The sequence below is a fragment of the Leisingera sp. McT4-56 genome (assembly GCF_020514995.1).
GTDB classification, from domain to species: domain Bacteria; phylum Pseudomonadota; class Alphaproteobacteria; order Rhodobacterales; family Rhodobacteraceae; genus Leisingera; species Leisingera aquaemixtae_A.
Window position 1 is genome coordinate 119,932 of the sequence record NZ_JAJALF010000009.1, and the last position, 13,706, is coordinate 133,637.

The 13,706-nt window shown below is 64.8% G+C and carries 15 protein-coding genes and 1 riboswitch; of the genes, 1 reads left to right on the forward strand and 14 read right to left on the reverse strand.

The features are described from left to right. Positions 1 to 35: 35 nt before the first annotated feature. Together cobW and LHL23_RS12345 are read right to left on the reverse strand one after the other, a co-directional pair. The gene (cobW, locus tag LHL23_RS12340; protein ID WP_222480753.1) at positions 36 to 1,070 is read right to left on the reverse strand and encodes a cobalamin biosynthesis protein CobW; all 1,035 of its coding nucleotides are present in this window, start codon (positions 1,068 to 1,070) and stop codon (positions 36 to 38) included. 2 nt (positions 1,071 to 1,072) lie between these two features. Further along, positions 1,073 to 1,483 carry a DUF1636 family protein gene (locus LHL23_RS12345; RefSeq protein WP_226430073.1) on the reverse strand — a complete coding sequence of 137 codons (411 nt, stop codon included), beginning with the start codon at positions 1,481 to 1,483 and terminating at the stop codon, positions 1,073 to 1,075. A gap of 95 nt (positions 1,484 to 1,578) precedes the next feature. After that, positions 1,579 to 1,785: riboswitch (cobalamin riboswitch) on the reverse strand. Between the two features lie 51 nt (positions 1,786 to 1,836). Between LHL23_RS12345 and cobO the strand changes: the two genes are divergently transcribed. Then, positions 1,837 to 2,472: a cob(I)yrinic acid a,c-diamide adenosyltransferase gene (gene cobO / locus LHL23_RS12350; protein ID WP_222480757.1), complete on the forward strand. Its 636-nt coding sequence runs from the start codon at positions 1,837 to 1,839 to the stop codon at positions 2,470 to 2,472. A gap of 120 nt (positions 2,473 to 2,592) precedes the next feature. Here cobO and glpD read toward each other — a convergent pair whose 3' ends face one another. From glpD to metG, 12 genes are all read right to left on the reverse strand, one after another. Next, on the reverse strand, positions 2,593 to 4,170 hold the full coding sequence (gene glpD / locus LHL23_RS12355; protein ID WP_226430074.1) for a glycerol-3-phosphate dehydrogenase: 1,578 nt from the start codon (positions 4,168 to 4,170) through the stop codon (positions 2,593 to 2,595). Continuing rightward, positions 4,163 to 4,948, reverse strand: a complete 786-nt coding sequence (locus LHL23_RS12360; RefSeq protein WP_222480761.1) for a DeoR/GlpR family DNA-binding transcription regulator — start codon at positions 4,946 to 4,948, stop codon at positions 4,163 to 4,165. The genes glpD and LHL23_RS12360 overlap by 8 nt, the downstream gene beginning before the upstream one ends. Before the next feature lie 140 nt (positions 4,949 to 5,088). Further along, the gene (locus LHL23_RS12365; protein ID WP_226430075.1) at positions 5,089 to 6,168 is read right to left on the reverse strand and encodes a DUF1513 domain-containing protein; all 1,080 of its coding nucleotides are present in this window, start codon (positions 6,166 to 6,168) and stop codon (positions 5,089 to 5,091) included. Between the two features lie 15 nt (positions 6,169 to 6,183). Next, positions 6,184 to 7,179: an imelysin family protein gene (locus LHL23_RS12370; protein ID WP_226430076.1), complete on the reverse strand. Its 996-nt coding sequence runs from the start codon at positions 7,177 to 7,179 to the stop codon at positions 6,184 to 6,186. Continuing rightward, positions 7,179 to 8,741: a di-heme oxidoreductase family protein gene (locus LHL23_RS12375; RefSeq protein WP_413229474.1), complete on the reverse strand. Its 1,563-nt coding sequence runs from the start codon at positions 8,739 to 8,741 to the stop codon at positions 7,179 to 7,181. Before LHL23_RS12375 ends, LHL23_RS12370 begins: the two co-directional genes overlap by 1 nt. After that, complete coding sequence (gene bfr, locus LHL23_RS12380) at positions 8,698 to 9,186, reverse strand: bacterioferritin (protein ID WP_065269893.1); 489 nt, start codon at positions 9,184 to 9,186, stop codon at positions 8,698 to 8,700. The genes LHL23_RS12375 and bfr overlap by 44 nt, the downstream gene beginning before the upstream one ends. Next, entirely contained in the window at positions 9,134 to 9,427 is a 294-nt protein-coding gene (locus LHL23_RS12385; RefSeq protein ID WP_222480770.1) for a (2Fe-2S)-binding protein, read from the reverse strand. Before LHL23_RS12385 ends, bfr begins: the two co-directional genes overlap by 53 nt. Positions 9,428 to 9,603: 176 nt before the next feature. After that, positions 9,604 to 10,872 carry an imelysin family protein gene (locus LHL23_RS12390; protein ID WP_226430078.1) on the reverse strand — a complete coding sequence of 423 codons (1,269 nt, stop codon included), beginning with the start codon at positions 10,870 to 10,872 and terminating at the stop codon, positions 9,604 to 9,606. 28 nt (positions 10,873 to 10,900) lie between these two features. Beyond that, positions 10,901 to 11,380 carry a hypothetical protein gene (locus LHL23_RS12395; protein ID WP_226430079.1) on the reverse strand — a complete coding sequence of 160 codons (480 nt, stop codon included), beginning with the start codon at positions 11,378 to 11,380 and terminating at the stop codon, positions 10,901 to 10,903. Further along, a complete protein-coding gene (hemP, locus tag LHL23_RS12400) occupies positions 11,377 to 11,547 on the reverse strand; it encodes a hemin uptake protein HemP (RefSeq protein WP_222480776.1) in 171 nt (56 codons plus the stop codon). Before hemP ends, LHL23_RS12395 begins: the two co-directional genes overlap by 4 nt. Continuing rightward, positions 11,544 to 11,711, reverse strand: coding sequence for a hypothetical protein (locus LHL23_RS12405; RefSeq protein WP_226430080.1), 168 nt, complete (start codon positions 11,709 to 11,711; stop codon positions 11,544 to 11,546). Before LHL23_RS12405 ends, hemP begins: the two co-directional genes overlap by 4 nt. Before the next feature lie 203 nt (positions 11,712 to 11,914). Beyond that, the gene (gene metG, locus LHL23_RS12410) at positions 11,915 to 13,633 is read right to left on the reverse strand and encodes a methionine--tRNA ligase (RefSeq protein ID WP_226430081.1); all 1,719 of its coding nucleotides are present in this window, start codon (positions 13,631 to 13,633) and stop codon (positions 11,915 to 11,917) included. Positions 13,634 to 13,706 lie beyond the last annotated feature (73 nt).

Sequence of the window (13,706 nt, forward strand, 5' to 3'; positions counted from 1 at the left end):
GCCGTCAAAAAATTGACGCTTCGCTACCATTGGCTTCAGGCCCCCAGCTCGGCGCGGATGGCCTGTTCGTCGATGTCGTCATGCTCCGCGATGACCACCAGCGCGGTCTTGCGCGGCTGCGCGCCCCAAGGCTGATCATACTGGGCGCGCAGGCGCTCGCCCACGGCCTGAACCAGCATCCGCATCGGTTTCCCCTCCACCGCGACATAGCCTTTGACGCGCAGGATGTTGCGCTCGCGGGCGAGTTTCACGATGGCATTCTGCAGCGCTTCCGGGTCAGAGACTTCGCCCATTTCGACAACGATGCTTTCAAAATCGTCATGCTCGTGGTCGTGGTGGCCGTCATGGTGGCTGGGACGGGCTTCCAGATCATCCTCGGCAGCGGCGTTCAGGCCCAGGATGATGCGCGGGTCGATGACGCCTTCGCTCATCGGCAGGATCGGCAGCTTGCGCGGCGCCTCGGCCTCGATCACCGCGCGGGCTTTCTCGACACCTGCATCGCCGGCCAGGTCGGCCTTGGACAGCAGAACGATGTCGGCGCAGGAGATCTGATCCTCGAACACTTCGCTGAGCGGGGTTTCGTGGTCGATGCTGTCATCGGCCTCGCGCTGGGCCTGCACGGCGTCCAGGTCGGGGGCGAACTGGCCCTTGGCGACCGCCTCGGCATCGGCCAGCGCAATCACGCCGTCGACGGTGATGCGGGAGCGGATCGCCGGCCAGTCGAAGGCCTTCAGGAGCGGCTTGGGCAGCGCCAGGCCGGAGGTTTCGATCACGATGTGATCCGGCTTTTCCGGCAGCTCCATCAGCTGTTCGATGGTGGGGATGAAGTCATCGGCAACGGTGCAGCAGATGCAGCCATTGGCCAGCTCCATGATGTTCTCCGCCGGGCAATTCTCGTCCGCGCAGGACTTCAGGATGTCGCCGTCGACGCCGGCGGTGCCGAATTCATTGACCACTACCGCCAGCCGTTTGCCCTGCGGGTTCTGCATCAGGTGGCGGATCAGCGTGGTTTTGCCCGCACCGAGGAAGCCGGTGATGACGGTGACGGGGATCTTGTTGAGGTCGCTCATGTTTACTCCTCGGAAAAGAACTTGGCCGGCGGGATGCGGGCAACGGATTGCTTGCGGAAGGTCTGCGGGCGCTCGCGCCAGGGCACGACGCCGTCAGCGGTGGCGGCATAGGCGGCAGCGCCTTCCAGGATCTCGGGGACATGCTGGTCCGGGTCGAGGTCGCCGTAGACATAGGTCCAGCGCTCCTCGCCGCCGACCAAGGCAACAGCACAGCCTCGTTTGCAGGAGGACAGGCATTCCACGCCCCGCAGGCGGACGCCTTCGGGCATCCCTGCCTCTGCCAGCGCGGCGTGCAGGATGGTGCCGGGGCGGGCACCTTCCGGGTCAGCGCCCTCGCGGCGGCAGGTGAGGCATACGGTCAGCGTGACCGGTCCTGGGGGGCTGGCAGCTTTGTCTGCCAAATCGTCAGCCATCGGCGCGTCTCCTGTCGCGGCAGGCTTGCGGGATGGCCAGACAGGGGCCAATCGTGCAAGCCCCTTACCCGGTCGCAGAACACCCCGTCTGCCCGTTGATCTCTCTCTCGCTGGCAGGTCTCCCGGCTTGCGGATGCCAAGGCCTGGGCCTTGCCGGCCATCCTGCCTTCCCGGGTACTCTCCCAGTGGCATGGCGGCCTCATCCGGTCACGGTCGCGGGGGCGGCTGTGCTTGAGCTTTTTGAAAGCCTTCACATTCCCTCTTCGCCTGTTTTCACAGGAACCAGCGGAACCCCCTTGCGCTATGGCGGGCTTCTTTGTCAAGACATGGGGTCAAACAGCTGGAGAGCCCCCATGAGCGAAAAGTCCGAAACCGGCATTTCAGAAGAAGAAGCCGCCCGCCACGCCTCCAAGATGGCCAAGAAGAAGGCGGCCCGCGACCGGATGATGAAGACCAAGGAAGGCGAGAAGGGCCTGATCATCGTCCACACCGGTCCGGGCAAGGGCAAATCCTCCTCGGGGTTCGGCATGATCATGCGCTGCATCGCCCACAAGATGCCCTGCGCGGTGGTGCAGTTCATCAAGGGCGCCTGGCAGACCGGCGAGCGCACCCTGATCGAGGAGAACTTCAGCGATCTCTGCCAGTTCTATGCGATGGGCGAGGGCTTCACCTGGGAGACCCAGGACAAGGCGCGCGACATCGCTGCCGCGCAGAAGGGCTGGGAGAAGGCCAAGGAGATGATCCTGGACGAGAAGAACACCATGGTGCTGCTCGACGAGATCAACATCGCGCTGCGTTATGAGTATCTGGATCTGGAGGAGGTGCTGGAGTTCCTGGTCGAGCAGAAGCCGCCGATGACCCATGTGGTGCTGACGGGCAGGAACGCCAAGGAAGAGCTGATCGAGATCGCCGATCTGGTGACCGAGATGGGGCAGATCAAACACCCGTTCCGCGCCGGCGTGAAAGCTCAGAAGGGCGTCGAGTTTTAACGCTCAGGGCTGCGTCCGAGCCTGGGTGGGCGCAAAGCGCCCTCCCGTTTTGCTGAAATCAATCCTCCGGTTTGACGGGGAGGGGTGGGCGCGGCCTGGCCTATCAGCCAGGCAAGGCGGTCAAGCCGCGAGCTGAGCCGCTTTTCCCTGTATGTAGTCATCCACTGCGGCGCGCTGGGCTTCATCCAGACGCAAGCCCAGCTTGGTACGCCGCCACAGGTAGTCCTCACCGGTGCGCGCCCATTCGCGGGCAATGGCCCAATCGAGCTCCTGCGCGGTGATGGTGGCGCCGAAGTCCTGGCCGAGGTCTTCTGCGGATTTGGCCTCGCCCAGCACCTCCCAGGCCTCGGTGCCGTAGGCGCGGATCAATCGGCGAGTCCCGTAGGGCGATAGGAACGGATAGTCCGCTGCGAGTTTGTTTTGCAGTTTTTTCACATCCGCCACCGCAAAGTCGCCGCCGGGCAGGGCAACACCTGCGGTCCAGTCCGTGGGCAGCTGCGGGAAGACCTCGCCGATCTTTGCCAGCGCCGCCTCTGCCAGCTTGCGGTAGGTGGTGATCTTGCCGCCGAAGACATTCAAGAGCGGCGCCTGCGCCTGATCCAGCGTCAGCACGTATTCGCGGGTGGCCGCGGTGGCAGAACTGGCGCCGTCGTCATACAGCGGGCGCACCCCGGAGTAGGTCCAGACGATATCCTCGCGCTTGAGCGGCTGATTGAAGTAGCCGGACGCGAAATCAATCAGATAGTCCTGCTCAGCTGCGGTGCATTCGGGCGCGGTTTCCGGATCCGGGTGGTCGGCGTCGGTGGTGCCGATCAGGGTGAAATCCTCCTCGTAGGGAATGGCAAAGATGATCCGCCCGTCCGTTCCCTGGAAGAAATAGCAGCGGCCGTGATCAAACAGTTTCGGCACTACAATATGGCTGCCGCGCACCAGGCGGACGTTTTCGCGGCTGTTCTGGCCCAGCTTCTGGTGCAGCACATCGGCAACCCACGGCCCGCCCGCGTTGACCAGCATTTTCGCGCGGCGCTGATGGGTGTCGCCGGTGGCCTGGTCCTGCAGGGTGATCACCCAGTAGTCCGCGTCGCGCTCGGCGGACAGCACCTTGGTCCGGGTCAGGATCTCAGCGCCGCGGGTCTCGGCGTCGCGGGCATTCAGCACCACCAGGCGGGCGTCCTCGATCCAGCAGTCGGAATACTCGAACGCGGTCTTGAACTTGTCCTTCAGGGGGCGGCCTGCCGGGTCGGCGGCCAGGTCCAGTTTCGCAGTGCCGGGCAGGATGCCGCGTTTGCCAAGCGAGTCGTACAGGAAAAGTCCCAGCCGGATCAGCCAGGCCGGGCGGCGGCCCTTCATCCAGGGCATGAAGGCAGTGAGCAGTTTCGATGTCGGCGTCTCGCTGTCGAACCGCATTTCCTTGTGGAACGGCAGCACAAAACGCATCGGCCAGGAAATATGCGGCATCGCCTTCAAGAGCACCTCGCGCTCGATCAGCGCTTCGCGCACCAGGCGGAACTCGAAATATTCGAGATACCGCAGGCCGCCGTGGAACAGTTTGGTCGAGGCCGAGGAGGTGGCAGAAGCGAGGTCGTTCATCTCTGCCAGCGTCACCGACAAGCCGCGGCCGGCCGCATCGCGGGCGATGCCGCAGCCGTTGATGCCGCCGCCGATGATGAAAAGGTCTGTTACAGGCGCGTCAGTCATTTTCGCTGCTTTCGTTTTGTCCTGCGGTCAGGATACGGGTGCCGGCGGCCTGCGCGGCCTCGGCAAATTCTGCGGGGACCGGGCGGTCAGTGATCACCACGTCCAGGTCTGCCACGTCGCAAATGCGAACCGGGGCGGAGCGGTCGAACTTGCTGCCGTCGCAGACCAGAACTTTCTGCCGGGCGTTCTTGAGGATGGCGCGGGCGACCGAAACCTCGCGGGCGTCGTGGTCCATCACCGCGCCGTCGGTGTCCAGCGCGGAGGCGCCAATGACGGCAAAATCCACCTTGTAGCGGGAGAAGAAGTCAACCGCGTCCTCGCCCACAATGGCGCCGTCGCTTTGCCGCACGGTGCCGCCGGCCAGGATCAGTTCCTTGGCCTGCCCGCCCATCATCATGTTGATAATGTTAATGTTGTTGGACATCACCGTCAGGCCGCTGTGGCCGGACAGCGCCCTGGCGACCTGTTCGGTGGAGGTGCCGATGTTAAGCGAAAGCGAGCAGTTGTCGGGGATCAGCTCTGCCGCCAGGGCGGCCATCGCCAGCTTGTTGCCGGCGTTCAGCTTGCGCCGGTCGTCGTAGCCCTGGCTGGCGGCGGAGCTCACGCGGACGGCACCGCCATGCACGCGGGACAGCGCGCCGCGGGCCGACAGGTCGCGCAGGTCCGCGCGCACGGTCTGCAGGGACACGCCGAAGCGGCGGGAGAGATCCTCGACCTCGACCCGGTCCTGCCGGTTCAAGAGGGAGATGATTTCGTTCTGACGGCCGGTGGCATCCATTTGCTTTCCTTTCGCTGCGATTCTTTAGCGTATTGCGCATGGAGAGTCACTATTCGTTTTCGCATTGGTTTCGTTTGATTTGAAAACGAAAAAGGCGCGCCGTGGCAGGCGCGCCTTGCGAAATGCCTGGCTGTTTTGCTTCAGTAGAGCGGGATCAGGTGATTGTCCCAGGCCAGGTCCGTGCGGTTCAGCGGCTGCTGTCCGGTGTCAGAGACCGCAATGAACTGGCCGGTGCCGGTGCTGGCAGTGAAGCCGCCGGCGGAGGGCGCCAGCCCACAGACGTCACTCATCATGTGCTCTGCCAGCAGCGCGCCGCTGACCGTATCCATCACCTGCAGAACCCCGCCGCGCGGCGAGGTGACGCCGATCCGGCTGCCATCGGCGGAAAAGGCGATGGAGCCGCCGTAGCCCTGCATGTTCAGCACCCGCGCGTCGTCCTCTGCCAGCAAACGCGGCACGGCGCCGGGACGGTGAAGCCCGGCAGTGGGGACCTGTTCGCCCAGATCGCCCTGCCATTGCATGGCGAAACCAACGGTGCCGTCGGCGCGCATGGCGAGGTGGCGGATCGAGTTCAGATGCAGCTCTGGCGGCAGTTCCATCTGCTCCTGCAATTCGCCGTCTAAGCTCAGGTAGCTGAGGTTGGGGCGCATATCAGGCAGGTTCAGCTTGGCGCGGCCGCTGTCGGGGTGGGTTTCGATGCCGCCATTGGCCACTGCCAGCCCCGGCGCGCCGCGGCGCAGGAGCATATCATGCGGACCGATGCCGCCGGAGGAGAAGGCATTGATGCGGCGGTAGCCGTCTGCGGCGTCCCAGAAACCGATCACACCGCGGGCGTTCTCATAGTCGTTTTCGGTGGTGAACAGGCGGCTGCCGTCCGGGGAAAACACCCCGTGGCCGTAGAAATGGTGGCCTTCGGGCGGCTCCAACCGGGCGAGGGCGGCACCGGTCCGGCAGTCGATCACATCGGCAAAGCGGCCCGGGCGGCGGGCAAAGGCGACGGCCTCTGGCCGCACGGGATGAGCCGCGGCAGCGTGGCCGCGGCCGGGCAGGGGGTGGCGGAACAGGACCCCGCCCGTTTCGGAGAGGCCTGCCAGCAGGAAGGCACCGCTGGCGTCCTTGCCAGCCGACAGGAAGGCGGGGCTGCCCGCAGTGGCCCAGCTGGCCTGCGGGGCAAGGGCGGAGGCAAACAAGCCTGCCAGAAATCCGCGGCGGGAGGTCATGCGGGATCCTTTCCGTCAGTCGCCGTCGAGCGAATTGAAACCTGCCGCCGCGCCGAGAGCCGGGCCTAGGCGTTCAGAGGCAAGCGCGCGCAAATCCTTCACCTGCTGACGCAGCGCCTCGATCCGGATGCGGGCGGCGGGGTCGGCGACGCCTGCAAAGACAGGGTCGTCCAAGGCTTCGGCGCGGCTGCGGACGGTTTTAAACCCGCGGGCAAGGTCCGCTTTCAGCGCGGCGTCACCCTGCGCCAAGGCCAGCGCCAGCGGCTCCATCGCGTTCAGCGACAGCAGCACATGATGCAGGCTGCGCCTTGACCGGCGGGCCTCGGCACGGTTGGGGCGGGGTTTTTCATAGGTGCCTAGCGGGCGGCCCAGGCGCATGTCGTCCAGCACTTGCAATCCGGTGGTGAGCGCTTTCAGCAGTTCCTGGGTAATTTCCGCCTCGCTGCGGTAGCGGTTTTTCGGCGCGCGCATTTCGGCGGCGTAGCTGTCCGCCCAGCCCTGACTGATGGCCTCTGCGGTTGCAGCAATATCCGTGCTGATGGCGCGGGTCAGGGCGCAGCGGTAGTCCGCGCTGCCTGCGGCGGCCAGTTCAGGGTCATACAGAAGATATTCCAGCGCATAGAAGCCACGGGCGGCAATGGAATAGCTGGCGAAAGCCGCCGGGTCGGTGATGCCGTCATCCTCGCTGCGGATCAGATTGGCCAGCGCCTTGGGTGTCTTGCCGCGGCTGTCGGGCCAGAAGGCCAGCGCAAAGGCGCGGCTGTCCGTTTCCGTCGGCCCGAAACGGAAGTGGCTGGCGGCGATCCAGGCGTCGAAAGCTTCGCCGTAGGCCGCGCGCAGGGCGTCTGATTGCGGGTTGCAGTCGGCCTTGGCGGTGTCCGCCAGCGCTGTCGCATCTGCTGCCAGCTCCGCAATCGCCGGAAGGATCAGCTGATCGGTGATGCTGCTGGAAAGCTCCGACGCTGCGGCGGGGGCGGCCGCGAGGGCGAGGTTCAGGGCAAGAGCGCGCATCAGAGGCTTTCCAGAAAGGTGATGAGGGCGGCGCGGTCCTGCGGTGCGAGGTCCACGACACGGGTCTTGGCCGCTTCAGCCTCGCCGCCGTGCCACAGGACGGCTTCCAGCAGGGTGCGGGCGCGGCCGTCGTGCAGGAAGCCGGCGCGCGGCGAGACCTGCTGCGTCAGGCCGATCCCCCACAGCGGTGCGGTGCGCCATTCGCGCCCGGTGGCGCGGGCCTCGGGCCGGTTGTCGGCGAGGCCTTCGCCCATGTCGTGCAGCAAGAGGTCGCTGTAGGGCCAGACCAGCTGGAAGCTCTGCTCCGGCCTGTCTGCCAGCCGGTGGGTCACGTATTTCGGCACGTGGCAGGAGGCGCAGCCGCTTTCGTAGAATATCTGCTTGCCGCGCAGCACTTGGCGGTCGCCGGAATCGCGGCGGGCTGGCACGCCAAGGTTGCGGCTGTAGAAGGTGACCAGATCCATGTTGGCCTGGTCGATCTCGGTTTCACGGGAATCACCGCCGCCGTGCGGGGCGGACAGGCAGGCGGTCTGCTGAACGGTGCATTCACCCGCATGGGCCGGGAACAGCGGTGTGGAGATGCCGATGTCGCCGGAGAATGCGCCTGCGGATTGTTCGTGCACGGTCGGCATTCCGGCCTTGAGGCCGAAGCGGCCCAGCATGATCCGGTTGAACTCCCGCGACCAGACCAGGTTGGCGCGCCCGGAGATGCCGTCGCCGTCGGCGTCGTCTTCATCCGCATGGGCGAGGATGTCGGCGGCGGGGATCGCCTCCAGGAGGCCCAGGCCGATCATCGGCGGCGCCACGCGGGGGCTGAGCATGGCGCCCTCCGCCAGCGGGCCGTAGCCGAGGCTGGCCGCGGTGTAGCTGGGGCGCCGCAGGGTGGCGGTCTCACCGCCGTTCAGCGCGACCAAGATATCCTCATACGCCACCTGCAGCCTGTATTCCGGCGCGACGCCGGTGGCAGAGAAGTCCTGCAGCTGCCGGCCATAGTGCGGGTCCGGCGCGGTGCCGATGTAGTCGCTGATCTCCTGCATCTCCGGCGGCACCGGTCCGGGGACGGAAACCCGCAGGAACATGCTTGTTGACCTGTAATCCGGCTGTTCCGGCACATGGCCGCGGCCGTCCTTCAGGTGGCAGCGCTGGCAGGAGCGGGCGTTGTAAAGGGGGCCAAGGCCGTCAGAGGCCTTGGTGGAGGCGGGCGAGAACACCCAGATCTTCTTGAACAGCCCGTTGCCGACCTTGAAGTCCATCTCCTGCTCAAAGCTGAGATTGGCCGAATGCTGGGAGAATGCCTCGTCATCCGTGCGGGCGCGTACTGTCGCGGCGCCGGCGGGAAGGTCCTCGAACGGCTCCGGCGCGGCGAAATCTGTGGCGGGTGCTGTTACCGCCGCGATCCGCTCACGTTCGGCATCGGTGCGGGGGAGGGGGGAAAGATGCGGCTCTGCCTGGTACTTGCCGACCAGGTCCAGCGCCGCAAGGGGCGTGGCTGCCGCAAGCGCGGCAGCCAGCGTGATGTTAGTCTTCAACCTCTGCCATCTTGGTGGCGTTGAGCTGGGCATAGTTTTCGGCACCGATCCGGTCGTGCAGTTCAAGCTGCGTTTCGAGGAAGTCGATATGGCCTTCTTCATCCGCCATCAGTTCTTCAAACAGCTTTTGGGAAACATAGTCGCCCGCCTTGTTGCAGGCGTCGCGGGCTTCCTTGTAGAGCGCGCGGGCGTCCACTTCGGCGGCAAGGTCGCATTCGAGGGTTTCTTTTGGCGTCTGGCCGATCCGCAGCGGGTCAAGCTTCTGCAGGTTCGGGTGGCCGCCGAGGAACAAAATCCTTTCAATCAATTTGTCCGCGTGCTGCATCTCCTCGATGCTTTCCTCGCGGCTTTTCTTGGCCATGCTGCCCAGGCCCCAATCGTCCTGCAGCCGGTAGTGCAGCCAGTACTGGCTGACCGCCGTCAGCTCATGCCGCAGAGCCTTGTTCAGATAGTCGATAACCTTGGCGTCGCCCTTCATTATACTTCTCCCGGATTGATCCTGCGCGTAAATTCGCAAGCTGCGCAGGTACTTCCAGCTTACTGCTGGCGCGCATGGTGTCGAGGAAAAGGGGCATGCAGCCGCCGCAATCGGCGGATTTTCCCAGCGCGTGATAGATCTTGCCGGGGGTGATTATCGTTTCAGGGTCGGCGCTTCGCATCCAATCGATGGCAGCGCGAATGTCGTGATCCGAGATCTGTGTGCAGTGGCAAACGATCATGCTGACTGCGTCCTTGCCTGCTGGCCGCAAAGGCCAAGTGATTCCGTTGGGAAAATATATCTGACAGAATTACTGGGGAATCAAGGGCTATTCAGAGTAAAACACTTGGGTAATGCGGTGTTGCAAATACACGGGCCGCAGAAACTGCGGCCCGAAACTGCGTGGTTGCCTGCTTCTCACTGGAAGACTGCCGAGGGGTTGTCGAGGCTGTCGGAGCCTTCGATGGCGACGCCGTCCAGCTTCAGAACGGACACCACGCGCTCGATCGAGCGGGTCTGGTCGATCAGCCCGTTGACGCCGCCCATCACCAGCGCCTCGCCGGCTTCATTGCCCTGCGCCAGCATCTGGTCGTAGGACAGGCCCGCCTCAGCCGCGGTTTTGATGCGGCCAAGCGCCTGCATGGTGGTGGCAAGCTTGCCGCGCATCTCGGTGTCCAGATCCGCATCCTTGGCGGCAACCAGATCCGACAGGGAGGGGCCGGAGACCAGCGCGCCGGTCACCCGCACGTATTCGCCGAGATAGACGTTCTGCACGCCCAGCCCGTCATAGTAGTGGCTGTTGTGGGTGTTGTCGGAGAAGCAGTCGTGTTCTTCCTCCGGGTCGTTCAGCATCAGGCCAAGGCGCATCCGTTCGCCCGCCTGCTCGCCATAAGACAGCGAGCCCATGCCGGTCAGCATGGCGGTGATGCCGGCGTCTTCGTCTGCCAGCAGCGCAGCGCGGGCTTCGCCGGCTTCGCCCCACTGGTCGGCGATCCACTCCAGGTCAGAGATCAGCAGATCGGTGGCGGCCTGCAGGTATTCGCCGCGGCGGCCGCAGTTGCCGCCGGTGCAGGCATCGCCTTGGGCGTAATCGGTCCAGGGGCGGTCGCCCGCGCCATGATCGGTGCCTTTCAGATCCTGGCCCCAGAGCAGGAATTCGATTGCGTGGTAGCCGGTCGCGACATTGGCCTCGACCCCGTCGGCCTCATGCAGGGCGCCTTCCAGCAGCTCCGGCGTGATCTTGGCAGCATCGATCGCCTTGCCAGACAGTTCAAAGCTGGGGTTGGCGATCACATTCAGCGCCGCCAGGGTGTTTTCTTCGGTCGGGCCGCCATAGGAGGCGTCGACATAGTCGATCAGCCCTTCGTCCAGCGGCCAGGCGTTCACCTTGCCCTCCCAGTCGTCGACGATGGCGTTGCCGAAGCGGAACACCTCGGATTGCTGGTAGGGCACCCGGGCCGCGATCCAGGCGCCGCGGGCGGCTTCCAGGTTTTCTGCGGAGGGATGGCCGATCAGTTCATCCACCGCTGTCTTCAGCACTTGGGCGGTGGCCAGGCTGTCCTGGTATTTTGCCTCTGCAATATTGGCGTAGGTGTTCAGAACAGCGGCTTTGTCGGCGGCAAATGCGGCGGTGGCGCCAAATGCGAGGCCGGCGAGGGCGGTGCCCGTGAGAAAGACGGATTTCATCAGCTAAGTCCTTGAGGGTGCTATGTGTTCAATGAAGGGTGGCGGTTGCGGGCCGGGCGGATTGCATGGGCGGTTGCACGCCCAGAACTTGCCGCATGAGCAAACCGCAGTCGGATGCGAGTTGCGTGAGTTCCGATGCCTTGCGCGGGGTGACAATCAGCGACGCAAGGATTTGCGCATCGTCCTGCTGGCCTTCGGCGGCCGACGCCAGCAGGTTGGCAAAGCAGTTCTCGTCCGCGCCCAGGCAGTTGCAGGCCATGCCGTGGCGCACCAGCGGGCGGCGGCCATGGGCGGCGCAGAAATTGCATAGGCAGCCAAAGGCCTCAAAGGCGGCTCCGGCCATTTCGGGTCCGAAGTTCGCCTCGAAGTCGCGGCGCATCTGCTCGCGGGTCTCGGCCCCGGAGAACCAGTGGCGCAGATAGATCACCGCGCCGGCTTCCAGCGCCGGCAGCTCCGACAGGGTGCCGACAGTGACCCCGCCGCGGGACTGTGGGGCAGCGGCGCTCATTTGGTCAGGATCAGCTTGCCCGCGCGGGTGATGCGCAGCGAATAGATCTGGCCGTTCAGCAGGATGCGGGCCTGCGCGCCGCCGCGGGTCAGGTCCTCGGCGTGGTAGGTGGGGAAAACCTCGGCGGTGGCCTCAGTGGGGACAGGTTTGGAAGTGATCTGGTTCATGACTTGCGCCCATCGCTGAATTCCGCCCTGTCCAGAAGCCATTCCAGGCAAAAACCGGACAGCGCGCCGGACGGCGCAAAGACCTGCGGCCACAGGTGGCGCATGTCCTCAGAGTCCGGTTCCTTGATGTCAGGGCCGCAAAGGCGGCGCGCACTGGTCGGCATGGGGGCGATCTCGGTTGATACTATGTCACTCGGGCTCGCCCGATCCGAGTCAGGCTGGCTGGAATGCCGTATACCTGATTTATTTACTCACCTATGTCAATCCGAGTTTTTTAGTCGGAATTATTTTTTGTGCCGGGTCAAGAGGATGGCAAAAGAAAAGGCCGCCCTTGAGGCGGCCTTTGCGTCAATCAGTTCCAGAGGGATCAGGCGCGGGTGCCGGAGAAGCGTTCCTGCCATTCCTCGCGCTGCTCGTCGGTGATCTTGGCGAACAGCACGTCCGGCACGGTGAAGCCGTGGCCTGCGGGCAGGGCGGACAGGGCGGCGGCCGCGTCGTCCGGCCAGCTGCGGTCGTCCGAGTTCAGGGCGGCCATCAGCGTGTCCGACGCATGCGGGATGAAGGGGGCCGACAGCACCGCATAGAGCCGGATCAGATTGAGGCCCAGGCGCACCTGCGCAGCGGCGCGCTCGGGGTCTTCCTTGAACACCGACCAGGGCGCCGCGGACTGCAGGTATTCGTTGCCGGCAACCCAGATCGCCCGCAGCTCCTGCGCCGACTTGCGGACATCCATCGCTTCCATGTGGCCCTCATAGGCGCGGATGCGGGTGGTGAGTTCATCGATCAGCGCCAGTTCCTGCGCGCCGTATTCGCCGCCGGCCGGAACCTCTTCGCCGAACTTGGAGCGGCAGAACTTGGTGATGCGGCTGACGAAGTTGCCCAGAACGTCCGCCAAATCCTTGTTCACGGACTGCTGGAAGTTTTCCCAGGTAAATTCGGAGTCGGAGCTTTCGGGTGCATGGCTCAGCAGCCACCAGCGCCAGTAGTCGGCGGGCAGGATCTCCAGCGCCTGGTCCATGAACACGCCGCGGCCCTGCGAGGTGGAGAACTGGCCGCCGTCATAGTTCAGGTAGTTGAAGGACTTGAGGTGGTCGACCATCTTCCACGGCTCGCCGGAGCCAAGGATGGTGGCCGGGAACGACAGGGTGTGGAACGGCACGTTGTCCTTGCCCATGAACTGGACGTATTTCACATCCTCCGCGCCCTGGTCGGTGCGCCACCAGCGCTGCCACTCTGCATCGCTCTTGCCGTGCTTCTCGGCCCACTCGCCGGCGGCGGCAATGTACTCGATCGGCGCGTCGAACCAGACGTAGAAGACCTTGCCCTCCATGCCCGGCCAATCCTCGCTGCCTTTTTTGACCGGCACGCCCCAGTCCAGGTCGCGGGTGATGCCGCGGTCCTGCAGGCCGTCGCCGTCATGCAGCCATTTCTTGGCGATGGAGGTGGTCAGCACCGGCCAGTCTGTCTTGGTGTCGATCCAGGCGTCGAGCTGATCGCGCATTGCCGACTGGCGCAGGAACAGGTGCTTGGTCTCGCGCACTTCCAGGTCGGTGGAGCCGGAGATGGCCGAACGCGGATTGATCAGGTCTGTGGGGTCCAACTGCTTGGTGCATTCCTCGCACTGGTCGCCGCGGGCCCGCTCGTAACCGCAGTTGGGGCAGGTGCCTTCGATATAGCGATCGGGCAGGAAGCGGCCGTCGGCATTGGAATAGACCTGCTTTTCGCTGACTTCCGAAATCAGCCCGGCCTCGGCCAGCTTGCCGGCGAAATGCTGGGTCAGCGCATGGTTCTGCGGGCTGGAGGAGCGGCCGTAATGGTCGAACGACAGGCCGAAGCGGTGCGCGATGTCGGTCTGCACTTCGTGCATTTCGGCGCAGTAATCGGCAACCGGCTTGCCGGCTTTGGCCGCCGCCAGTTCCGCCGGTGTGCCGTGTTCGTCGGTGGCGCAAAGGAACAGGACCTCATGCCCGCGGCCGCGGTTGTAGCGGGCGTAAAGGTCAGCGGGCAGCTGGCTGCCTATCAGGTTGCCCAGATGCTTGATCCCGTTGATGTAGGGAAGCGCCGAAGTGATCAGAATGCGTGCCATGCCGTCCATCCAGGTAATGCGTCAGAGGCCCGTCTAGCCTATGCGGCGGGCGGCGGGAACCCCGTGTGCGTAT